We start from the raw sequence: 21,368 nt of genomic DNA, 5'->3' as shown, positions 1-21,368 counted from the left end.
GGCCCCCGGTTGCGCCACCCCCGATACCCGCGCGTCACGCCACGATGGCCGTGACGTGCCACCTGAGAGCCTGGACATGTACGACCTGCCCGATTCCCGTGGCCATTTTGGCCCCTATGGCGGTACTTTCGTTTCCGAAACCCTGGTTCATGCACTGGACGAGCTGCGCGAAGCCTATGCGCGGTACCAGAAGGACCCTGACTTCGACGCCGAATACCGCCGCGAGCTGAAGCATTTCGTCGGCCGCCCGTCGCCGATCTACCACGCGCAGCGCTGGAGCGAGACGCTCGGCGGCGCGCAGATCTACTTCAAGCGCGAAGACCTGAACCACACCGGCGCCCACAAGATCAACAACGTGATCGGGCAGGCGTTGCTTGCCAAGCGCATGGGCAAGAAGCGCGTGATTGCCGAGACCGGCGCGGGCCAGCACGGCGTGGCCACGGCCACGATCGCCGCGCGCTTCGGCATGGAGTGCGTGGTCTACATGGGTGCCGAGGACGTGCGCCGCCAGGCTGCCAACGTCTATCGCATGAAGCTGCTGGGCGCCACCGTGGTGCCCGTGGAAAGCGGCTCGCGCACGCTCAAGGACGCGCTCAATGAAGCGATGCGCGACTGGGTGACCAATGTCGAAACCACGTTCTACATTATCGGCACCGTGGCTGGCCCGCACCCGTACCCGATGATGGTGCGCGATTTCCAGTGCGTGATCGGCGAGGAGGCCAAGGTGCAGATGCCGGAACTGGCCGGCCGCCAGCCCGATGCCGTGATCGCCTGCGTGGGCGGCGGATCGAACGCGATGGGCATCTTCTATCCATACATCGAACACAAGGATGTGCAACTGATCGGTGTGGAAGCGGCCGGCGACGGCCTGGACACGGGCCGCCACGCGGCATCGCTGATCGGCGGCACGCCGGGCGTGCTGCATGGCAACCGCACGTATCTGCTGCAGGACGCCAACGGCCAGATCATCGAGACGCATTCGGTGTCGGCCGGGCTGGACTACCCGGGTGTCGGCCCTGAACACGCATGGCTCAAGGACATGGGCCGCGCGCAGTATGTGCCGATCACCGATGAGGAAGCATTGAAGGCCTTCCACGACTGCTGCCGCATCGAGGGCATCATCCCGGCGCTGGAATCGAGCCATGCGATTGCGTACGCGTGCAAGCTGGCGCCGACGCTGGGCCGCGACAAACTGCTGCTCGTGAACCTGTCCGGTCGTGGTGACAAGGACATGCACACGGTGGCCGAACGCGCGGGGTTGAAGCTCTGATGCGCGCATTGCCTCCCAACACATCGCTGCCCCAGTCCGAAGAAGGCGGGGCAGGTTCCGAACCGTTCGACATCCTCGATACGGCCACGATGCGCCTCTACCAGGAGGACGCGCTGGAAGGGATCAAGCGGATCCCCGACGGCTCGATCGACCTGGTTGTGGCGGACCCGCCCTATGGCCTGGGCAAGGACTACGGCAACGACTCCGACCTGCTGTCGGGCGACGCCTATCTCGAATGGTCCGAGCGCTGGATGGATGCGATCGTGCCAAAGATCGCGCCGCGCGGCACGCTGTACCTGTTCTGCACGTGGCAGTACTCGCCCGAGCTGTTCGTCATGCTCAAGCGGCGCATGACGATGATCAACGAGATTATCTGGGACCGCCGCGTGCCGAGCATGGGCGGCACCACGCGCAAGTTCTCGTCGGTGCACGACAACATCGGCTTCTTCGCCCGTCAGCGCGACTACTACTTCGATCTCGATCCGGTGCGGATTCCGTACGACGCCGAGACCAAGAAGGCCCGTAGCCGTCCACGCTTCGAAGGCAAGAAGTGGCTCGAAGTGGGCTACAACCCGAAGGACCTGTGGAGCGTGCCGCGCATTCACCGTCAGGACCCGGAGCGCGCCGACCATCCGACGCAGAAGCCGCTCGAGATCGTCGAGCGCATGGTGCTGTCGTCCTGCCCGCCGGGCGGCATCGTGCTCGATCCGTTCACGGGTAGCGGTACGACCGCCGTGGCCTGTGTACGGCACGGCCGCCGCTTTGTCGGGTTCGAGATGAATCCGCAATACGCGGGACTGGTGCGCGATCGCGTGACCGCTGCGCAGCCCGTCTACGCGCCGCTCAGGCCCGAAGTGTCCGAAGCGCCTGAAGTTGCCGCCGCCGCCAATGACGATGCCGAAGACGCATCGCCCGTGCAACGCCTTATCTGATTGCCACTGACATGTCCCGTATCCAGAAGACTTTCGCGGCACTGACCGCGCAGCAGAAGAAGGGCCTGATTCCGTTCATCACCGCCGGCGATCCGGCGCCCGGGCTGACCGTCGACCTGATGCACGCACTGGTGGCCGGTGGCGCCGACGTGATCGAACTCGGCGTGCCTTTCTCGGACCCGATGGCCGACGGCCCCGTGATCCAGCGTGCTTCCGAGCGCGCACTGGCGCAGGGTGTATCGCTGACCCAGGTGCTGGGCTGGGTGGCGGAGTTCCGCAAGACCAACGCCACCACGCCCGTGGTGCTGATGGGCTATGCGAACCCGATCGAGCGCATGGGCGAGGAAGCGTTTGCCAAGGCGGCAAGCGCAGCTGGCGTGGACGGCGTGCTGGTGGTCGATTATCCGCCCGAGGAATGCGAGTCCTTCGCCACGCTGATGCGTGCGAACCAGATGGACCCGATCTTCCTGCTGGCGCCCACCTCCACCGACGACCGCATCGAGGCCGTGGCGAAGGTGGCCAGCGGCTACCTGTACTACGTATCGCTCAAGGGCGTGACTGGTTCGGCAACGATCGACCTCGACAGCGTGGCCGCGCGTCTGCCGCTGATCAAGCAGCACGCCAACCTGCCGGTGGGCGTCGGCTTCGGCATTCGCGATGCGCAGACGGCCCGCGCCATTGGCAGCGTGGCCGATGCCGTGGTGATCGGCAGCCGCCTGGTGCAATTGCTGGAAGACGCGCCGCGCGAGAAGGCCGTGGAGTCGCTGCGTGCCTTTATCTCCGAGATCCGCCAGGCACTGGACGCCTGAAATCGTGTCCAACGCCTGACGTGCTGCTGAAAAAAACAGCGCCAATTGTGATCCAAAATGCACAGTTGGCGTGTTTTGCTTAGGCTTGACGTGCCGGGCGTGGTAAATTCGCGGCCTGATTCCCTGCGGTCCCTGTATTCGCCCCTCCCGAAGGAGGCTGGCGCGCGGATCGCAGTTATCCGAAAGGAGCTTTCATGAGCTGGTTGGATAAACTCCTGCCTCCCAAGATTCAACAGACCGACCCGTCCACCCGCAAGGGCATTCCGGAAGGGCTGTGGGTCAAGTGCCCGTCGTGCGAGGCTACGCTGTACCGTACCGACGTCGAGGCAAATCTGCACGTCTGCCCGAAGTGCGACCACCATATGCGCATCGGTTCGCGCGAGCGTCTGGACAAGCTGCTCGACGCCGAAGGCCGCTATGAAATCGGCCAGGAAATCGTGCCGGTGGACGCGCTGAAGTTCAAGGACACCAAAAAGTACCCGGATCGCATCAAGGCCGCCATGGATGACACTGGCGAGACCGATGCAATGGTGGTGATGGGTGGCGCGATCCACACGATCCCCGTGGTCGTGGCCTGCTTCGAATTCGAGTTCATGGGCGGTTCGATGGGCTCGGTGGTGGGCGAGCGTTTCGCGCGTGGCGCCCAGGCGGCGCTGGAGCAGAAGGTGCCGTTCATCTGCGTGACCGCCACGGGCGGTGCGCGCATGCAGGAAAGCCTGCTGTCGCTGATGCAGATGGCCAAGACCACGGCCATGCTCAATCAGCTTTCGAATGCCAAGCTGCCGTTCATCAGCGTGCTGACCGACCCGACGATGGGCGGTGTTTCGGCAAGCTTCGCGTTCCTCGGTGATGTCGTCATCGCCGAACCGAAGGCACTGATCGGCTTTGCCGGCCCGCGCGTGATCGAGCAGACCGTGCGCGAAAAGCTGCCGGAAGGCTTCCAGCGTGCCGAGTTCCTGCTGCAGAAGGGCGCCATCGACATGATCCTCGATCGCCGCAAGTTGCGCGCGGAACTGGCCCAGCTGCTGGCGCTGCTGCAGAAGCAGCCGGCCGACGCGGTGGCCTGACGCGACAGTACGTTTTGCAGGACAATGGCGCGGGTGCCTGATACCCGCGCCATTTTGCTTTTATAGCCTCAACCAGCATGCCCATCTTCCACAATCTCCCCGACTGGCTCGCACATCTGGAAACCGCTCACCCCGTGGGCATCGACATGGGCCTGACGCGCATCACGCGCGTCAAGGAAGCGCTGGGCCTGCGCATCGACGCCGTGGTCTTCACGGTGGGGGGCACGAACGGCAAGGGGTCGACCTGCGCGATCCTCGAACGCATCCTGCTGGAAGCTGGCTACAAGGTGGGCCTGCATACCTCGCCGCACCTGATCACGTTCAACGAACGCGCGCGCATCAATGGCGAGCAGGCCACCGACGCCCAACTGCTGCCGCACTTCGAGGCTGTCGAACGTGCCCGCATGAGCTTTGCGGACCCGGTCAGCCTGACCTACTTCGAATTCACGACGCTAGCGATCATTCACATGTTCGCCGCGGCCGGACTTGACGCGATGATCCTTGAAGTCGGCCTTGGCGGCCGGCTCGATGCGGTCAATGTGATCGATACGGACTGCGCGGTCATCACCAGCGTCGACATCGACCATACCCAGTACCTCGGCGACACCCGCGAGAAGATCGGCTACGAGAAGGCCGGCATCTTCCGGCCACACAAGCCTGCGATCGTGGGCGACCCGGTGCCGCCGCAGTCGCTCATCGACCACGCCGAGGCAATCGGCGCGAACCTGTGGCTCGTGGGCCGCGATTTCCGACACCAGGCCGCTCCGGGCCAGGAACGCCAGCAATGGGACTGGGCCAGTCGCGAGCGCAAGCTGAATGGCCTGGGCTATCCGGCGCTACGCGGGGCCAACCAGTTGCTGAACGCCTCGGCCGCGCTGGCTGCGCTGCAGGCCATGCGCCCGCAGCTGCCCGTGAGCGCGCAGGAAGTGCGCAATGGCCTGGCTTTCGTCGAGTTGCCGGGCCGGTTCCAGGTGCTGCCAGGCCGTCCGGCAGTGATTCTCGATGTCGCCCATAACCCGCACGCCGCGGCCACGCTGGGCCAGAACCTCGAGAACATGGGCTTCTTCCGCTACACCTATGCGGTATTCGGCGCCATGCACGACAAGGACATCGCGGGCGTGCTCGCCCATGTGGCCGACAAGGTCGATCACTGGTGCCTGTGCGACCTGCCAACCGACCGCGCCGCCACGGCTGCGGACCTGCGCGAGAAGCTGGACGCAACCGGCTTCCGCGAGGGCCCGGACAATACCGCGGCGTGCTTTTCCAGCCCGGAAATGGCCTATCGCGATGCTGTCGAGCGAGCCACCGAGGATGATAGAATTCTGGTCTTCGGCTCGTTCTACACAGTGGCCGGCGTGATGGCATATCGTGCCACGCAGGCCAACTGATCCGAAACGGCATCGCACCGAACACCACTCTTTGGGCATCTATGGGTCTGCTTTCGCTGTTCTCGTCCCGCAAGGGCACTGATCCGGCACCCGAACGCGGTCGCCGCACGCGCGCAGAACCGGGCGCCGGTATTGGCGCGTCGCGCCGGCTGGCCGAGGATTACGCCGACGATACCCTCGATCCCGACTTTCCCCAGAAGCAACGTGCACGGCGCCGTCTGATCGGTGCAGTGGTGCTGCTGGCGGCGGCGATCATCGTGTTGCCGATCGTGTTCGAGCACAAGCCGCGCCCTGTCTCGGAAGACGTGGCCGTGAGTGTGGCGAACGGGCAGGGCGCCGCGCAGAAGCCGAAGGTTGAAGCGCGCAAGGCCGCACCGCTGCCGCCGTCCGCCAGCGCCAGCCGCAATGACGCGGCGCTTGATGCGGGCGAGGAAATCGTCAGCGCACCTGCCGCGGATAAATCGGACAAGCCCAAGGCCGACGTGAAGGCTGATGTGAAGGCCGACAGCAAGGCCGACAGCAAGGCTGCCGAGACTAGGGTCGCCGATACCAAGCCGGCTGACAAGGCGGACAAGCCTGCCGCGAACACCAAGTACCTGATTCTGATTGGCGCGTTCGCTTCGGAAGATCGCGCGAAGAACTGGCTGGCCAAGCTCAAGGAGAGCAAGGTGCCCGCCTATGTGGAAAAGAAGATGCTGGCCGATGGCGAGCGGAACCTGCTGCGAGCGGGCCCGTTCACCAGTCGCGAGGCCGCCGATGCGGCGGACAAGAAGGTCAGGTCGATCGGACTGACCTCGAAGATCGTGGAGCAGTAACGGCTCGTGTCGCAGGACGGTAGTCCGCTTCGCCCCCCATCTGACAGGAACGCATCGGACTGGCGCCAGACGCATGGCTTTCACTTTTTTTGATTACGCGGTTGCATTCATCGTTGTGGCTTCGGGCCTGATCGGCGTGTTGCGCGGGCTGGTGCGCGAAGTGCTGGCGCTGGTGGGCTGGGTAGTGGCCTTTGTGCTGGCCTATCACTTTGGCGGCATGGCCGCGCAGTGGATGCCAGCGTCGCTGCCGGGCGGTGAACTGACACGCAGCGCGCTGGGCTTTCTAGCCGTATTCTTCGGAACATGGATCGTTTCGGCGCTTGCCGGAGCGGTGCTGGGCCAGTTGCTTGAATCCACCGGCCTCAAGCCCGCGGACCGCGGCCTTGGGTTGGTGTTCGGGCTGGCGCGAGGCGCGCTGGTCGTGATGCTCGTCGTTGTGCTGGCGGGGCTCACGAAGCTGCCAGAGGAGCCTTTCTGGCGGGACGCAGTGTCGCGCCCCTATGTGATGCAGGCCATGGACGAACTGCGGCACTGGCTGCCGCCGGACCTGGCCAAGTATGTAAAGACGTGAGCGCCTCCGCGCAGGATGCACTCGCGGCGTAGTGAACGCAGATCCCGTTTCCCCATGACGGGAGTGCGCCCCTGAATCAATTGCCTTTCCTGGGAGTTCGGCATGTGCGGTATCGTCGGTGCGGTTTCCACCAGCCCTGTCAACCAACTCATTTATGACAGCCTGCTGCTGTTGCAACACCGCGGACAGGATGCAGCCGGCATCGCCACGGCCAATGGCAGCACCTTCCACATGCACAAGGCCAACGGCCTCGTGCGCGATGTGTTCCGCACGCGCAACATGCGCAGCCTGCCCGGTAACTCGGGTATCGGGCAAGTGCGTTATCCGACGGCCGGCTCCGCTTCGAGCGAGGAAGAGGCCCAGCCGTTCTACGTGAACGCGCCGTACGGCATCATCCTGGCCCACAACGGCAACCTGACCAATTCGGAACAGCTTCGCGAAGAAATGTTCCGTCGCGACCGTCGCCACATCAACACGCATTCGGATTCCGAAGTGCTGCTGAACGTGCTGGCCGATGAACTGCAACGTGGCAGCAACGGCAACGCACTGGACCCCGAGACGATCTTCAAGGCCGTGTCCGGCATGCACCGCCGCGTCAAGGGCGCCTATGCGATCACGGCCCAGATCGCCGGATATGGCCTGCTGGCCGTGCGCGATCCGTTCGGCATTCGCCCGCTGTGCATCGGCAGCGTCGACACGCCGACCGGCAAGGAATACCTGATCGCATCGGAATCGGTGGCCCTGGAAGGCATGGGTTACCGCATGGAGCGGGATGTGGCCCCGGGCGAGGCGATCTTCATCGATCTCGATGGCAAGTTCCACAGCAAGCAGTGCGCCGACAATCCGGTGCTTACGCCGTGCATTTTCGAGTACGTCTACCTGGCGCGTCCGGATTCGTGCATCGATGGCGTGCCCGTCTACGACGCGCGTCTGCGCATGGGCGACTACCTGGCCGAGAAGATCCGCCGCGAAGTGCCGGCAGGCGATATCGACGTGGTCATGCCGATTCCCGATTCAAGCCGTCCGGCTGCCATGCAGGTGGCCAACGCGCTGGGCGTGCCGTACCGCGAGGGCTTCTTCAAGAACCGCTATGTGGGCCGCACGTTCATCATGCCGGGCCAGGCCGTTCGCAAGAAGTCCGTGCGCCAGAAGCTCAACGCGATGGGCGTCGAGTTCAAGGGCAAGAATGTGCTGATCGTCGACGACTCGATCGTGCGTGGCACCACGTCGTTCGAGATCGTGCAAATGGCGCGCGATGCGGGTGCCAAGAAGGTTATCTTCGCCTCGGCCGCGCCGCCGGTGAAGTTCCCGAACGTGTACGGCATCGACATGCCGACGCGCGCAGAACTGGTGGCCCATGGCCGCACCGACGAGGAAGTGGCACGCATGATCGGCGCGGACCAACTCGTGTACCAGGACGTGGAAGCCATGAAGCAGGCCGTGCGCGATATCAACCCGAACCTGCGCGACTTCGATGCATCTTGCTTCGACGGCAAGTACGTCACCGGCGATATCGACGAAGCCTATCTGGATCGCCTTGAGACCGCCCGCAGCCAGGCGGACCGCGAAGGCACCAATGGTGGTGAAACCGAACGTTCGCAGTTGCACCTGCAGCGCTCGGGCGGCAACGAATAACGACAATCTTCGGAAGGCAGCAGAGCACCATGAGCGAACCGTTCAACCCCGATTCCTACGGCATCGATACCCTCGGCGTGCGCGCCGGCACGCTGCGTACCGGCGAGTTCATGGAGCACTCCGAGGCGATGTACCTGACCTCGAGCTTCTGCTTCAACAGCGCCGCCGAGGCCGCGGCGCGCTTTGCCAACTCGGAAGAGGGCTACACCTACTCGCGCTTCACCAACCCGACCGTGTCGATGTTCCAGTCGCGCCTGGCCGCGCTGGAAGGCGCCGAGGCGTGCATGGCCACGGCATCGGGCATGAGCGCGATCCTGTCGGTGGCGCTTGCTGCGCTGCAGGCCGGAGATCATCTGGTCAGCTCGCGCTCGATCTTCGGATCGACGATGACGCTGTTCAACACGATCCTGGGCAAGTTCGGTGTGGAGACGACCTACGTCGACGGCACCGATCTGGCGGCCTGGCGTGCTGCCGTGAGGCCGAACACGAAGCTGTTTTTCCTGGAAACGCCGTCGAACCCGCTGACAGAGGTGTCGGACATCGCTGCGGTCGCCGACATCGCCCACAACGCCGGTGCGTTGTTCGTCGTTGATAACTGCTTCTGCTCGCCGGCCCTGCAGCAGCCGATCAAGTTCGGCGCGGATGTGATCGTGCATTCGGCGACGAAGCATATTGACGGCCAGGGGCGCGTGCTGGGCGGTGCGGTGCTGGGCAAGCACGATTTCATCATGGGCAAGGTGTTCCCGTTCGTGCGCACGGCCGGCCCGACCCTGTCGGCGTTCAACGCCTGGGTGATGCTCAAGGGCATGGAGACGCTGGCGATCCGCATGGAGCGTCATTCGCAAAGCGCGCTGGCCATCGCCGAGTTCCTGGAAGCCCATCCGGCAGTGAACCGCGTGTTCCACCCGGCGCTGAAGTCGCATCCGCAGTACGAGATCGCGCAGCGCCAGCAGAGCGGCGGTGGGGCAATCGTGTCGTTCGAACTGAAGGGCGCAACGCCGGAAGCCATGCGTGAGAATGCCTGGCGTGTGATCGACAATACGAAGCTGTGCTCGATCACCGGCAATCTTGGCGACACGCGCACGACGATCACGCATCCGTACACCACGACGCACGGGCGGGTGGCCCCGGAAGTGAAGGCGGCCGCGGGCATCAGCGAAGGCCTGATCCGTCTGGCCGTCGGCCTGGAATCGGTGGAAGACCTGAAGGCCGATCTGCTGCGCGGCCTGGGGCAGTAAGCCAATGTTTGCTCCCCTCTCCCACGTCGTGGGAGAGGGGAGTCCTCTCACCGCAGCATCCTCTTCCTCAGCAGTACCAGCGCTACCGTCAGCGCCACCACTGCATACACGGCCAGCACGGCAACGTGCAGCACCACATTCTCCACCGGCCGGCCCAGCATCAACGGACGAATCAGTGCCACGGCGTGCGCCAGCGGCAGTACCTGCGTGGCCACCTGTGCGCCCTGGGGCAATTGTTCGAGCGGAAAGAACACGCCCGAGAGCAGCAGCATCGGCGTCATGACCAGCGTCTGGTAGAACATGAAGAAGTCGTAGCTCGGCGCCAGCGCGGTCACGATCATCGCCAGGCTGGCAAACGCGACGCCTGCCAGCACGATGACCGGCAGCGCCCAGAGTGCGCCAGGGAACTGCGCATAGCCGAGTAGACCCGCCACAAGCATGATCGCCACGCCGGACAGTACGGCCTTGCTGGCGGCCCACAGCACCTCGCCCAGTACCACGTCACCGAGTGTCAGCGGCGCGTGCATGATCGCCTCCCAGGTGCGTTGCACATGCATGCGCGAGAACGCCGAGTACATTGACTCGAAGCTGGCTGACATCATGACGCTCGACGCCGTCGTGCCGGCCGCGAGAAACGCGATATACGACACGCCGTGCACATTGCCGACCAGCAGCCCGAGCCCGAGACCCAGGCCGAACAGGTAGATCATCGGATCGGCCAGGTTGCCGATCAGCGACGGAATGGCCAGCTTCTTCCAGACCATGTAGTTGCGATACCAGACCATCATCCAGTTGCGCGCATTGCGTGGCAGCAGCGGCTGGGGATAGTGCTGGTGGGCCTGCGCGGCGCCCGATGCGCTGGCGACGACGGCGTCGGGCCTGCGTGGTGGGTCAAGTTTGGGGTCAAGTTCGGGGTCAAGTTCGCTCATCTCAATCCCTCATCTCGCGGCCGGTCAGTTTGAGGAACACGTCCTCCAGGTTGGCCGGGCGGTGCAGATAGCGCACGCCACCGTTGCCATGCAGCGCCGCCAGCAGTGGCGCAGGCTCACGTACATAGCAGAACAGCGTTTCGCCGCGCATTTCGGTACGCTCGGCCAGCGGCGTCAGTGTGGCGCGCAGCGGGTCGAGTTCGTCGCCGTAGACTTCCACCACATCACAGCCGATCTCGCGGTCGATCAGTTCGTGCGGCTTGCCCTCGGCAATCTTGCGGCCTGCGTCGATCACACACAGATGGTTGCAGAGCCTTTCCGCCTCTTCCATGAAGTGCGTGGTCAGCAGGATCGTCTTGCCGGCGGAAAGCAGCGACTTGAGCCGCTCCCAGATCAGATGGCGGGCCTGCGGATCAAGGCCCGTGGTCGGCTCGTCCATCACCAGCAGGTCGGGATCGTTGATCAGCGCGCGTGCCACGGTCAGGCGCCGGCGCATGCCTCCGGAAAGGTCGCGCACCTGCGCGTCGGCACGGTTCTCCAGTCGCGCAAATTCGAGCAGCTTCGGCACGCGCCGAGAGATTTCGGCGGAGGAAAGGCCGAAATAGCGGCCGAAAATCCGGAGGTTCTCGATCACCGAGAAGTCAGGATCGAGGTTGTCGAACTGCGGCACCACCCCGACGCGCATGCGGGCCTGGGGGGCGCGCTGCGGAATCGGTTCGCCACACAGCATCAGCGTGCCCGATGCAGGGGTGGTCAGGCCAAGCAGCATCCGCAGCGTGGTGGTCTTGCCGGCGCCGTTGGGGCCCAGCAGGCCATAGCACTGGCCCGGCTGGACTTCCAGGTCGAGGTTGTCGACCACTACGTGGTCGCCATAGAGTTTGCGCACGTTGCGCATCTGGAGGATTGCAGTCAAGGCGAGGCCCCGAGGATGCGATATCTGCCATTATGCAGGGCATCGCGCGGCGCATTGTTGGCGAATCGCGGCGAGACAATTCCATTTGCGGCGCCGCGGGCCCGCTGGCGGCGTTGTGGCGTTCGGCGTACGCTTGGCGTTCCGGAAAAAGGGTGATCGCTCATAGGTGGCGCGCGACTGGGCGACAGGGACGAAAAGGGGACGAAAAAGAAAAGGGACGAAAAAAAACCGCCAGCATGCTGGCGGTTTTTTTGGGCAATGCGCGAATCAGTAGAGCTTCTTCGGCAGCATTTGCATGCGCAGACGCTTGCGCAGGCGGGCCTCGGCAGCCTTCTTCTTGCGCTTGCGCTCAGTCGTCGGCTTTTCGTAGGCGGTGCGGCTCTTCAGTTCCACGATCAGGCCAGTCTGCAGAATGGCGCGACGGAAACGACGCATTGCAACTTCAACGGGCTCGCCCGGTTTCAGAACGATCTTAGTCAATTCAGTCCTTCGGAAATTACCGCCAGGGGCGGTGGGTTCATAGGGGGAAACGTGTCACGTCGGGCTCCGGAGCCTTTCGCGACGGTGGTAGTGCACACAGCGGCGAATGCCGTGGTGCGCCCCTAGAACCTGCTGTGGACCGAGATCCGTACTGCCTGTGTCAGGGGTGATGGGCCAAATTTTCCTAGCTAGGTAAAAACTTGGCGGGCTACCTGTTTCCGTGGATATTGCGCAAGAAATACGCCGGTAAGCTTTTACAGGTATACCGGGGATGAGTCAAGTAAATCAGGGCAATCGAACATCATACACCAGGAAATGTGCGCGGGAACCACCAAACTCCGGATTGGCATTACTGCAACAGGCTGCACCATGCCGAGACCAGCAGCACGAGTGCCATGAGGCGATCAAAGCGCTTCATCAGCGCCGGCGAGCGGATGAAGCGGGTGGCGCCTGCGCCGAGGGCCGCCCACGCGCTCATGCATGGTAGTGAGACGACGAAGAAAATGAGCGACAGAAGCATCACTTGATGCGACTTGTCGGTGCCGTGGCCTGCGAAGACGCTCACGACAGCCAATGCCATCATCCAGGTCTTCGGATTCACGAGTTGCAGTCCCGCTGCGCCCATGAAGCCCAGCGGGCGCTTGCTGTCGCCGCTGATCTCCACGCCTGCGGCAGGGCTGCTCCAGATCTGCCACGCAAGCCAGGTGAGCCAGAGTACGCCGGTCCAGGCCATCACGCGCTGCACGAGCGGGTGGGCCACCAGTATGTCGCCGATGCCGATGCCAACGGTCAGGACAAGCAGTGCGGCGCCGCCGCAGCCACCGAGGATGATTGGCAGTGTCGCTACCACGCCGCGGCGCGCGCTGTGGCTCAGCACGATAACGTTGGTCGGGCCGGGCGTGATCGATGCAACGATTGCGAAGAGCAGGAAAGGGACGAGGGGCAGGGTATCAAGCATGTGGCCATTGTTGCGGCCGATGCTTTATGCGTCTGGAAGATTTGAGCAGCGCTTTCGATAGTGCGCGGGCGTCAGGCCATAGGCGCGGCGGAACCAGCGGCCCAGATGGCTCTGATCGGCGAAACCGAGCGCGACAGCGACATCGGCTGGCGTGGCGCCGCGAGCAAGCAGATGGCGCGCGCGGGCCAGTCGCAACTGCACCAGATAGGCATGCGGTGCGAGCCCGAACGCCGCCTTGAACGCGCGTGTCAGGCGATAGCGATCCACGCCGCAGACCGTGGCCAGATCATCGAGCCCAATGTCCTGGTCAAGGTGATCGTGCAGATAGTCGCGTGCGCGCTGTGCCACCAGGGGCAGGCGGGGATCGACACCATGGTTCGCGCGCCAGTGCAGATGCGCGGTCAGTTCGGTTAGCAGCGCATCGAGCGCAGATTGGCGGACGATGCGCAGCTCGGGCTGCTGCAGCACGTTGTATGCGCGGCCGATGGCCGTGATCAACGCGGGATCTTCCCTCAGGGTTTGAGAAAAGCCAGGTTTGCAATGTGCCGGAGCTTCCTCGAACAGCGCGCGCAATTCGCGCTCCATCCATTGCGCATCGAGGTAGAGCATTGAATAGGTGAAACCCTCGGGCGCAACCGCGTAGCCGTCGTGAATCTCGCCCGGTTCAAGTGTGAAGACCTTGCCAGGCGTGCTGCGCTGGATTTCGCGGCGGCAGTGGAATTGCTGGATGCCTTGTTCGGTGTAGCCCACCAGGTAGCTGTCGTGCCAGTGGGGATCATATGCATGACCGGTGAAGTGGGCGCGAATCGTCTCGATGCCTGTGTCGGCATCCTGCTTGAGTTCGATCCAGCTTTGGGGGTTCACTGCGGTTCTACGTTCCGGTTCGGCTGTGGATCATCATATCCGGGGCGGTGCGAACTTTCTGGAACGTTTGTGCGAGGGGGAAGGGGCGCGGGCGCAGAAAAAGAAAAAGGCCGATGCTTTCGCATCGGCCTTCATCTTCTATCGGTTGGCTCCCCGACCTGGGCTCGAACCAGGGACCTACGGATTAACAGTCCGGCGCTCTACCGACTGAGCTATCGGGGAACAGCTGAGAAAGAAATTATAACCAGCTTCTCTTCGTTTCGTCAACAACTTTCTAACGTTTTGTTTTCGTTGGAACTTGTTGCCAGAACTCTGGTTCGCCTCGAAACCGGCCTGCAGCGGGCGTTTCCACCGTTTGCAGCGTTGCCGTGCTCAACAGCGAGGCCGCATTATAGCCAGCTTTTTGATTTACGCAAACAAAAAAACCGCCCGGGGGCGGTTTTTTTGCGTCGGTCTCGGAGATCAGTCGAAAACCGGTGTTTCCACGCCGAGCACCTTGTGCAGCTTCGGCGAAGTCGTCGTGTACTGCATGTGGATCTTCTTATCCGGGAAGATGTACGGCGCAGCGCCGAACGCAGCCAGCGCGGCCTCGTGGAAGCCCGACAGGATCAGCTTCTTCTTGCCCGGGTAGGTGTTGATATCACCCACGGCGAAGATGCCCGGGATGTTCGTTTCGAACTTCTCGGTATCCACCTTGATCTGCTTGCGCTCGAGGTCCAGGCCCCACTCGGCGATCGGGCCAAGCTTCGGCGACAGACCAAAGAACACCAGCACGTCGTCAACGGGCATGCGGCGCGTCACGCCGTCGCCGCCGGTCACCTTGATCCCGGTGAGCACGCCGTCCTTTTCTTCATAGTCGCCGATCTGGCCAACCAGGAATTGCATTTCCATCTGTTCGCACAGTTCGCGCATCTTGGCTACCGATGCCGGGGCAGCGCGGAAGCCGTCGCGACGGTGGATCATCACCACCGACTCGGCCTTGCCGACCAGGTCCAGCGTCCAGTCCAGCGCCGAATCCCCGCCGCCGACGATGACCAGGTTGCGGCCATGGAAGCGGCTCGGCTCCTTGACGCGGTAGAAGAGTTGCTTGCCTTCGAACTTGTCGATGCCTTCCACCTTCAGCGTGCGCGGCTGGAACGAGCCAACGCCGGCAGCAATGAAGATGGTCTTGGTGATGAAGCGGGTTCCGAGCGAGGTTTCGACGAAGAACCGGCCGTCTTCGCGGCGCTCGACGACGCTCACTTCCTGGCCCAGGTGGAACGTCGGCGAGAACGGCTCGATCTGCTTGAGCAGATTGTCGGTCAGTTCCTGGCCCGTGCAGATGGGCACGGCCGGGATGTCATAGATGGGCTTGTCCGGATACAGCTCGACGCATTGGCCGCCCACTACCTTGAGCGAGTCGATCACGTGCGCCTTGATTTCGAGCAGACCCAGTTCAAAGACCTGGAACAGGCCAACCGGGCCAGCGCCCACGATCAGTGCATCGATTTCCAGCGGCTGGCCGCCGGGGTTTCCGCCAGCCTGATGGGTTGCGGCGGCCACGGGATTTGGAATGCTCAAGTCCATATTCGTCCTGATACGTTGTGGGCACGCGGGTGCCCGGCATTGCTGGAAAGCGTGGGGGACAGCTTTCCGTATTTTCTTAGCGCTGCAGGTATTGCAGCTTGTCGGTGGTGTCCTTCCATTCCTCGGCTTCGGCCAGCGGGGCCTTGGTCTTGGTGATGGACGGCCAGTTCCGGGCCAGCTCGGCGTTCAGGTTGATGAACTGCTGCTGATCGCCCGGAACGTCTTCCTCGGCGTAGATCGCGTTGACCGGGCATTCGGCCACGCAGACCGCGCAGTCGATGCATTCGTCGGGGTCGATGGCCAGGAAGTTCGGGCCTTCGCGGAAACAATCGACCGGACACACATCAACGCAGTCGGTGTAGCGGCAACGGATGCAGGATTCGGTGACAACGTGAGTCATTTCGGTTCCAGAAAAACGGATTCGGTCTTCGATGGGGTGGTCCAAGGCCGCATTCTTGCCCGACGTTCTTGCCTGTCACCCGACTTGCGTCAATGCTGACGCATGTCAATCGGGATAACTCGGGGCGAACGGGGGCCGTGGCCTTTCAGAGACCGATATTGTAGCCGAGCCTTCTGGCAAGGATAGCGAGTCTATATAGCTGGGTCAGATAGTTTTCTTATTTCTTTATGTACTTTCGTCGCAATTCGAGTCGCAAACCGGCCTGCAGGGCGATTTCCTTGGCACCCGGGCATCGAAACCTGCACCAAACGGCTACTATTCCCCTGTATTGCCAGTGGCTTTTGGGGAGGCGGTGTGTGCTGCCTCATGCTCTTCCGGAATTCAAACCACGCACCTTTCGAACGGGGTTACACGCCATGCCGGCTCGTTTTTCGAACCGCCTTGCAGTTTGCCTGCTTGCCGCCGTCCTGATACCGCTACCGCTGGTTGCCCAGACACTGGCGCCGGCGGAGGGGCGCGCGGCACCCATGTCAGACAGCGTGGTTTCGCGGCTGGTAGCGTGGCGCGCGCGGACCGATCAACCGGTGATGCTCTCGTCGCTGACGGCGTTCGAATGGGATAGCTTCAGCGTGATCCGCACCGCCGCTGGCGACGCCATGGCCAATTGCAATCGCGAGGGCTTCCTGCCGTGCGCGCCAGACCTTCAGCCGCCACCCGGCACGTTGATCCAGGTGCTGCGCTTCGATCGCGCGGGGCGGCCGGTCTATCAGGAGCGCATCATGGTCGCGTCGGCCAATTTTGCCGATCCGCTGCCGACTTCGGTGCCGCGTGCGCGAGCCACGCTTGTCACGTGTCCGGACGGGCAGGGCCAGCCACGCTGGTGCGTCCAGTCGCAAGACGGGCAGCCGCAACGGCTGCGCTCGCTCGATGGCGGGTGAGCGGCTTCCACAGGCGGCGCGACGGCGCAAGGCCACACGACTGCCACGGCACTTTCGGTTAGCATGATGGCCTGACTTTAGGTACGCCCCGCCTGGTTTCACTATGATCATCCGCACCCTGCTCGACACCGATCTGTACAAGTTCACAATGATGCAGGTGGTGCTGCACTACTTCCCGCAGGCCCAGGTCGAATACCGCTTCAAGTGCCGCAACGCAGGGGTCGACCTGACCCCCTACGTCGACGAGATCCGCGCGGAGATCGCCCAGCTCTGCCAGTTGCGATTCACCGAAGAGGAGCTTGGCTACCTGCGCAGCATGCGCTTCATCAAGAGCGACTTCGTCGATTTTCTCGCGCTGTTCCACCTGAACGAGAAGTACGTGCAGGTCCAGCCGTCGCCCAAGGGCAATGGCGAGATCGACATCATCATCAAGGGGCCGTGGCTCCATACGATCCTGTTCGAGATCCCGCTGCTGGCGATCGTCAACGAGGTGTATTTCCGGCGCACCCACCCCAGCCCCGATCTGCCGGAAGGGCGCCGCCGCCTGGAAGCCAAGCTGGCGCTGCTGAAGGCGCCGCCGTATGCCGATTGCGTGATTGCCGACTACGGGACGCGCCGCCGGTTCTCGCGCGACTGGCAGGAGGAAGTCCTGCTGTCGGCGCGCAATATCCTGGGTCCGCAGCTTGCCGGCACCAGCAATGTCCATTTCGCGCGCCTGCACGGCATGACGCCGCTCGGCACGATGGCGCATGAGTATCTTCAGGCCTGCCAGGCATTGGGGGCGCGCCTGCGCGACTCGCAGGTCTACGCGCTGGAACGGTGGGCGCAGGAGTATCGCGGTGACCTCGGTATCGCGCTGTCCGATACCTACGGCTTCGACGCGTTCCTGCGTGATTTCGATCTGTACTTCTGCAAGCTGTTCGATGGCGTGCGCCACGATTCGGGAGACCCGTTCGAGTGGGGCGAGCGGATGGTCGCGCATTACTCATCGCACAGGGTGGACCCGCGCGGCAAGACGCTGATCTTCAGCGACGCGCTTGATATTCCGAAAGTCATCGAACTCTACGAACGGTTCCGTGGCCGCTGCAAGCTGGCGTTTGGCGTGGGCACCAACCTGACCAACGATCTCGGCTACACGCCGCTGCAGATCGTGATCAAGATGGTGCGATGCAACGGCCAGCCCGTGGCCAAGCTGTCCGATACCCCCGAGAAGACGATGTGCGATGACCCGGGCTACCTGGCGTACCTGCGTCAGGTGTTCACGGTTCAGGCCGCTGCTTAACCATATTCAGCCGCGTGTGCCGCGGCGCTTCCTATTGCTTCCTATAATCGGCCTGTCCAATCAACCGAGACGCATCCAATCGCCATGGAAACCAATGCCGCCCGCGACCGCATCTTCGCCCGTATCCGTGCCGCCCAGGGCAGGGGGAGCAAGGTGACAGATGGTGAACGCGATGCCGTGGCGGACTACCTCGCGCGTCATCCGCAGGGGCCGCAACCGCCCGTGGGCGACGATCTCGCGCAGGCGTTTATCGTGCAGGCGCAGAAACTGGCCTCGACCGTGGATCGCGTGGCTACGATGGCCGATGTGCCGGCCGCCGTGGCAAGTTATGTCGATGGGCTCAAACTCGAACGGCGTGCCGTTGCGTGGACCAGCCTGGGCGACCTGCCATGGACCGCGCAGAATCTGACCGTCGAATGCCGGCCTCCGGTGCGCGATCCGCAGGGCGATCACGACCATGGCGACCTGATCGGCATCACCGGCTGCTTCGTGGCGATTGCCGAGACCGGTTCGCTGATGCTGCTCTCGGGCCCTGACACATTCGCTTCGGCCGCGTTGTTGCCGGAGACCCATATTGCCGTGGTGCCGGTGTCGCGCATCGTGGCCAATCTCGAAGAGGCATTCGCACGCATGCGGGCCGAGCACGGCCAGCTGCCGCGCGCCACCAATATCATCAGCGGCCCGTCTCGCACGGGCGATATCGAGCAGACCATCGTGCTGGGCGCACATGGTCCGTACCGGGTGCACGTGATTCTCGTCGATCAGGCGTGATCGCAGCCAGAAGCGCGACGGAAGGCGCATTTTGAGACCTTTCTCGCTGGGGTTTGCTTTACACTGGCCCCTTCACGAGAAAGGAGAACCCCGCACGATGCGACGTGTCAGCACACTGCTTCCCCAATTCCTGTTTGCGCTGATGGCGCTGTCGCCGGCATTGAGCCACGCGGCGGACTTTGACGGTGCAACGCTCACGCCAATCTGGGGCCTGCCGTTTGCCGGCATTCTGCTGTCGATTGCGCTGTTTCCGCTGATCGCGCCGAAGTTCTGGCACCATCACTACGGCAAGATTGCAGCGGTCTGGGCCGTGCTGTTCCTGGCGCCGTTCGCCATGAAATTTGGCGTGCATGCCGCGGCGGCCAACACCGTGCACGCGATGCTGTCCGAGTACATCCCGTTTATCGTGCTGCTGACCGCGCTCTACGTGGTGGCGGGCGGTATCTGCGTGCGCGGCAATCTGCACGGTACCCCGCGCCTCAACACGGGCATTCTTGCGCTGGGCACGCTGCTCGCCAGCTTCATGGGCACTACCGGCGCGGCGATGCTGCTGATACGCCCGCTGCTGCGCGCCAACGACAATCGCCGCCACGTTGCGCATGTGGTCGTGTTCTTCATCTTCCTGGTTGCCAATGCGGGCGGCGCGCTGACGCCACTCGGTGACCCGCCGCTGTTCCTCGGGTTTCTGAAGGGCGTGGATTTCTTCTGGACCATGCGCAACATCCTGCCCGAGACGATCTTCATGTGGGTAGCGTTGCTGGTGCTGTTCTATCTGGTCGATCGCCATTACTACCTGAACCGCGAAGAGGAGTTGCCGGTCGCCCAGGACCCGACACCCGATTCGGCGGGCATCCGCATCGAAGGCAAGGTGAATTTCGTGCTGCTGCTGGCCGTGATCGGCCTGGTGCTGATGAGCGGACTCTGGAAGCCCGGTATCGCATTCGACGTGATGGGTACCGAGGTGCCGCTGCCCGCGCTAGTGCGTGACGGCCTGCTGATTGTGGTGACGGTGCTGTCGCTGGTCGTCACGCCACATGCGGCGCGTTCCGGGAACGAGTTCAACTGGGAACCGATTCTCGAGGTCGGCAAGCTGTTCGCGGGGATCTTCCTGACAATCATCCCGGTGATCGCCATGCTGAAGGCAGGCACGGATGGCGCCTTTGCCGGCGTGATTCGTGCCGTGAGCGACGGCAATGGCCAGCCGATCGACAGCATGTACTTCTGGGCCACGGGTGTACTGTCATCGTTCCTTGACAACGCGCCGACCTACCTTGTGTTCTTCAACACCGCCGGTGGCGATCCCGCAACGCTGATGACGCGCGACGCCGCGACGCTGGCGGCGATTTCCGCAGGGGCGGTGTTCATGGGTGCCAACACCTATATCGGCAACGCGCCCAACCTGATGGTCAAGGCGATTGCCGAAAGCCGTGGCGTGCGCATGCCGAGCTTCTTCGGCTACATGGCATGGTCATGCGCCGTGCTGGTGCCTCTGTTCCTGGTGATGACGTTCATCTTCTTCCGCGCATAACAGTCATGAAGCCCTCAGTCCTGGTCACCCGTGCGATCTTTCCCGACGTCATCGAGCGGCTTGCACAGTATTTCGATGTCGACGACAACCAGCAGGATCTGGTGCTCGACGGCGCCGCGCTCCGCGCGCGGCTGGCAGGCAAGACCGGGGTGCTGGCAAACGCGGCCGACCGGATCGACGGCGAGTTGATTGCAGCGCTTCCGCAATTGCGCGCCGTCTGCAACATGGCGGTTGGCTACAACAACCTCGACCTGCCGGCGCTGACGGCTGCAGGCGTCGTGGCCACCAACACGCCTGACGTGCTGACCGAAACCACAGCCGACTTTGGCTGGGCGCTGCTGATGGCTACCGCGCGCCGGGTAACCGAAGGCGAGCACTACCTGCGCGCGGGCAAGTGGGAGCGCTGGAGCTACGACATGCTGGTCGGCATGGATATCTGCGGCAGCACGCTGGGCATTCTCGGCATGGGGCGCATCGGCCAGGGGCTGGCCCGGCGCGCGGCGGGCTTCGATATGCAGGTGCTCTATCACAACCGCAGCCAGTTGCCGGCCGATGTCGAGCGCTCGCTCAATGCGCGCTACGTCACGAAGGCGGAGCTGTTGCAGCAATCGGACCATCTCATCCTGGTGTTGCCGTACAGCGCGGAAAGCCACCACACGATCGGCGCTGCGGAGATCGCGCAGATGAAGCCAACCGCGACGCTGATCAATCTGGCGCGCGGGGGCATCGTCGATGATGCGGCGCTTGCGGCGGCGCTCCACGCGCGCAAGATCTTTGCCGCCGGTCTCGACGTCTTCGAAGGCGAGCCAAGCGTGCATCCGGATCTGCTGACCGTGCCGAACATCGTGCTGACGCCGCATATCGCCAGCGCTTCGGAGAAGACGCGTAGGGCGATGGCCAATCTGGCGGCCGACAACCTGATCGCGGCACTCGACGCGGGCCCGCAAGCCGGGAATCCGTCGACCGTAATCAACCCCGAAGTCATGGCGAGTCGCCGCCGCTGACCGTTCCGCT

Annotated in this window: 21 protein-coding genes and 1 tRNA gene; 14 read left to right on the top strand and 8 right to left on the bottom strand. The window is 63.4% G+C overall.

Going from position 1 to position 21,368, the window contains the following annotated elements:
- Positions 1-76 precede the first annotated feature (76 nt).
- From trpB to B552_RS0110830, 9 genes are all read left to right on the top strand, one after another.
- Positions 77-1,270, top strand: coding sequence for a tryptophan synthase subunit beta (gene trpB, locus B552_RS0110870; protein WP_019449048.1), 1,194 nt, complete (start codon positions 77-79; stop codon positions 1,268-1,270).
- On the top strand, positions 1,270-2,202 hold the full coding sequence (locus B552_RS0110865) for a site-specific DNA-methyltransferase (RefSeq protein WP_019449047.1): 933 nt from the start codon (positions 1,270-1,272) through the stop codon (positions 2,200-2,202). Before trpB ends, B552_RS0110865 begins: the two co-directional genes overlap by 1 nt.
- 11 nt (positions 2,203-2,213) lie before the next feature.
- Positions 2,214-3,011, top strand: coding sequence for a tryptophan synthase subunit alpha (gene trpA / locus B552_RS0110860; protein ID WP_019449046.1), 798 nt, complete (start codon positions 2,214-2,216; stop codon positions 3,009-3,011).
- 194 nt (positions 3,012-3,205) lie between these two features.
- Positions 3,206-4,078: an acetyl-CoA carboxylase, carboxyltransferase subunit beta gene (gene accD / locus B552_RS0110855; protein WP_019449045.1), complete on the top strand. Its 873-nt coding sequence runs from the start codon at positions 3,206-3,208 to the stop codon at positions 4,076-4,078.
- A 77-nt stretch (positions 4,079-4,155) separates the two neighbouring features.
- A complete protein-coding gene (gene folC / locus B552_RS0110850) occupies positions 4,156-5,466 on the top strand; it encodes a bifunctional tetrahydrofolate synthase/dihydrofolate synthase (RefSeq protein ID WP_019449044.1) in 1,311 nt (436 codons plus the stop codon).
- 41 nt (positions 5,467-5,507) lie between these two features.
- On the top strand, positions 5,508-6,281 hold the full coding sequence (locus tag B552_RS0110845; RefSeq protein ID WP_019449043.1) for an SPOR domain-containing protein: 774 nt from the start codon (positions 5,508-5,510) through the stop codon (positions 6,279-6,281).
- A 73-nt stretch (positions 6,282-6,354) separates the two neighbouring features.
- Positions 6,355-6,852 carry a CvpA family protein gene (locus B552_RS0110840; protein WP_019449042.1) on the top strand — a complete coding sequence of 166 codons (498 nt, stop codon included), beginning with the start codon at positions 6,355-6,357 and terminating at the stop codon, positions 6,850-6,852.
- Positions 6,853-6,954: 102 nt separating this feature from the next.
- Entirely contained in the window at positions 6,955-8,487 is a 1,533-nt protein-coding gene (gene purF, locus B552_RS0110835) for an amidophosphoribosyltransferase (protein WP_019449041.1), read from the top strand.
- 29 nt (positions 8,488-8,516) lie between these two features.
- Positions 8,517-9,725 carry an O-succinylhomoserine sulfhydrylase gene (locus tag B552_RS0110830; protein ID WP_019449040.1) on the top strand — a complete coding sequence of 403 codons (1,209 nt, stop codon included), beginning with the start codon at positions 8,517-8,519 and terminating at the stop codon, positions 9,723-9,725.
- A gap of 47 nt (positions 9,726-9,772) precedes the next feature.
- Here B552_RS0110830 and B552_RS0110825 read toward each other — a convergent pair whose 3' ends face one another.
- The 8 genes from B552_RS0110825 to fdxA form a co-directional block, all read right to left on the bottom strand.
- Positions 9,773-10,654 carry an ABC transporter permease gene (locus B552_RS0110825; RefSeq protein ID WP_019449039.1) on the bottom strand — a complete coding sequence of 294 codons (882 nt, stop codon included), beginning with the start codon at positions 10,652-10,654 and terminating at the stop codon, positions 9,773-9,775.
- Between the two features lies 1 nt (position 10,655).
- Complete coding sequence (gene nodI / locus B552_RS0110820; protein ID WP_035879707.1) at positions 10,656-11,567, bottom strand: nodulation factor ABC transporter ATP-binding protein NodI; 912 nt, start codon at positions 11,565-11,567, stop codon at positions 10,656-10,658.
- A 267-nt stretch (positions 11,568-11,834) separates the two neighbouring features.
- Positions 11,835-12,047, bottom strand: a complete 213-nt coding sequence (gene rpsU, locus B552_RS0110815; RefSeq protein ID WP_008648415.1) for a 30S ribosomal protein S21 — start codon at positions 12,045-12,047, stop codon at positions 11,835-11,837.
- 349 nt (positions 12,048-12,396) lie between these two features.
- The gene (locus B552_RS0110810; RefSeq protein WP_019449037.1) at positions 12,397-13,005 is read right to left on the bottom strand and encodes a LysE family translocator; all 609 of its coding nucleotides are present in this window, start codon (positions 13,003-13,005) and stop codon (positions 12,397-12,399) included.
- Positions 13,006-13,029: 24 nt separating this feature from the next.
- Positions 13,030-13,869, bottom strand: a complete 840-nt coding sequence (locus B552_RS0110805) for an AraC family transcriptional regulator (RefSeq protein WP_019449036.1) — start codon at positions 13,867-13,869, stop codon at positions 13,030-13,032.
- Positions 13,870-14,015: 146 nt separating this feature from the next.
- Positions 14,016-14,091: transfer RNA gene (locus tag B552_RS0110800), tRNA-Asn, on the bottom strand.
- 240 nt (positions 14,092-14,331) lie between these two features.
- The gene (locus B552_RS0110795) at positions 14,332-15,435 is read right to left on the bottom strand and encodes an NAD(P)/FAD-dependent oxidoreductase (protein WP_019449035.1); all 1,104 of its coding nucleotides are present in this window, start codon (positions 15,433-15,435) and stop codon (positions 14,332-14,334) included.
- A 76-nt stretch (positions 15,436-15,511) separates the two neighbouring features.
- Entirely contained in the window at positions 15,512-15,835 is a 324-nt protein-coding gene (gene fdxA, locus B552_RS0110790) for a ferredoxin FdxA (RefSeq protein WP_019449034.1), read from the bottom strand.
- Positions 15,836-16,251: 416 nt separating this feature from the next.
- Here fdxA and B552_RS0110785 point away from each other — a divergent pair, with 416 nt between their 5' ends.
- The 5 genes from B552_RS0110785 (at position 16,252) to B552_RS0110765 (ending at position 21,358) form a co-directional block, all read left to right on the top strand.
- Entirely contained in the window at positions 16,252-16,773 is a 522-nt protein-coding gene (locus B552_RS0110785; protein WP_019449033.1) for a hypothetical protein, read from the top strand.
- 103 nt (positions 16,774-16,876) lie between these two features.
- Positions 16,877-18,055 (top strand): nicotinate phosphoribosyltransferase, encoded by a 1,179-nt coding sequence (pncB, locus tag B552_RS0110780; protein WP_019449032.1) that lies wholly within the window; start codon positions 16,877-16,879, stop codon positions 18,053-18,055.
- 84 nt (positions 18,056-18,139) lie between these two features.
- Positions 18,140-18,826 (top strand): lactate utilization protein C, encoded by a 687-nt coding sequence (locus tag B552_RS0110775; protein WP_019449031.1) that lies wholly within the window; start codon positions 18,140-18,142, stop codon positions 18,824-18,826.
- Between the two features lie 97 nt (positions 18,827-18,923).
- On the top strand, positions 18,924-20,354 hold the full coding sequence (locus B552_RS0110770) for a sodium:proton antiporter (RefSeq protein WP_019449030.1): 1,431 nt from the start codon (positions 18,924-18,926) through the stop codon (positions 20,352-20,354).
- A gap of 5 nt (positions 20,355-20,359) precedes the next feature.
- Positions 20,360-21,358, top strand: coding sequence for a D-glycerate dehydrogenase (locus tag B552_RS0110765; protein ID WP_019449029.1), 999 nt, complete (start codon positions 20,360-20,362; stop codon positions 21,356-21,358).
- Positions 21,359-21,368 lie beyond the last annotated feature (10 nt).

Origin of the sequence: Cupriavidus sp. BIS7 (assembly GCF_000292345.1) — a bacterium.
Taxonomy (GTDB): Bacteria; Pseudomonadota; Gammaproteobacteria; order Burkholderiales; family Burkholderiaceae; genus Cupriavidus.
This window is presented reverse-complemented; position numbering and strand designations above follow the sequence as displayed.

What these genes read in the sequence shown, in the direction of transcription:
- trpB (WP_019449048.1), top strand. Translation starts at nt 77, where the DNA reads ATGTACGACCTGCCCGATTCCCGTGGCCATTTTGGCCCCTATGGCGGT.
- B552_RS0110865 (WP_019449047.1), top strand. Translation starts at nt 1,270, where the DNA reads ATGCGCGCATTGCCTCCCAACACATCGCTGCCCCAGTCCGAAGAAGGC.
- trpA (WP_019449046.1), top strand. Translation starts at nt 2,214, where the DNA reads ATGTCCCGTATCCAGAAGACTTTCGCGGCACTGACCGCGCAGCAGAAG.
- accD (WP_019449045.1), top strand. Translation starts at nt 3,206, where the DNA reads ATGAGCTGGTTGGATAAACTCCTGCCTCCCAAGATTCAACAGACCGAC.
- folC (WP_019449044.1), top strand. Translation starts at nt 4,156, where the DNA reads ATGCCCATCTTCCACAATCTCCCCGACTGGCTCGCACATCTGGAAACC.
- B552_RS0110845 (WP_019449043.1), top strand. Translation starts at nt 5,508, where the DNA reads ATGGGTCTGCTTTCGCTGTTCTCGTCCCGCAAGGGCACTGATCCGGCA.
- B552_RS0110840 (WP_019449042.1), top strand. Translation starts at nt 6,355, where the DNA reads ATGGCTTTCACTTTTTTTGATTACGCGGTTGCATTCATCGTTGTGGCT.
- purF (WP_019449041.1), top strand. Translation starts at nt 6,955, where the DNA reads ATGTGCGGTATCGTCGGTGCGGTTTCCACCAGCCCTGTCAACCAACTC.
- B552_RS0110830 (WP_019449040.1), top strand. Translation starts at nt 8,517, where the DNA reads ATGAGCGAACCGTTCAACCCCGATTCCTACGGCATCGATACCCTCGGC.
- B552_RS0110825 (WP_019449039.1), bottom strand. Translation starts at nt 10,654, where the DNA reads ATGAGCGAACTTGACCCCGAACTTGACCCCAAACTTGACCCACCACGC.
- B552_RS0110810 (WP_019449037.1), bottom strand. Translation starts at nt 13,005, where the DNA reads ATGCTTGATACCCTGCCCCTCGTCCCTTTCCTGCTCTTCGCAATCGTT.
- B552_RS0110795 (WP_019449035.1), bottom strand. Translation starts at nt 15,435, where the DNA reads ATGGACTTGAGCATTCCAAATCCCGTGGCCGCCGCAACCCATCAGGCT.
- fdxA (WP_019449034.1), bottom strand. Translation starts at nt 15,835, where the DNA reads ATGACTCACGTTGTCACCGAATCCTGCATCCGTTGCCGCTACACCGAC.
- B552_RS0110785 (WP_019449033.1), top strand. Translation starts at nt 16,252, where the DNA reads ATGCCGGCTCGTTTTTCGAACCGCCTTGCAGTTTGCCTGCTTGCCGCC.
- pncB (WP_019449032.1), top strand. Translation starts at nt 16,877, where the DNA reads ATGATCATCCGCACCCTGCTCGACACCGATCTGTACAAGTTCACAATG.
- B552_RS0110775 (WP_019449031.1), top strand. Translation starts at nt 18,140, where the DNA reads ATGGAAACCAATGCCGCCCGCGACCGCATCTTCGCCCGTATCCGTGCC.
- B552_RS0110770 (WP_019449030.1), top strand. Translation starts at nt 18,924, where the DNA reads ATGCGACGTGTCAGCACACTGCTTCCCCAATTCCTGTTTGCGCTGATG.
- B552_RS0110765 (WP_019449029.1), top strand. Translation starts at nt 20,360, where the DNA reads ATGAAGCCCTCAGTCCTGGTCACCCGTGCGATCTTTCCCGACGTCATC.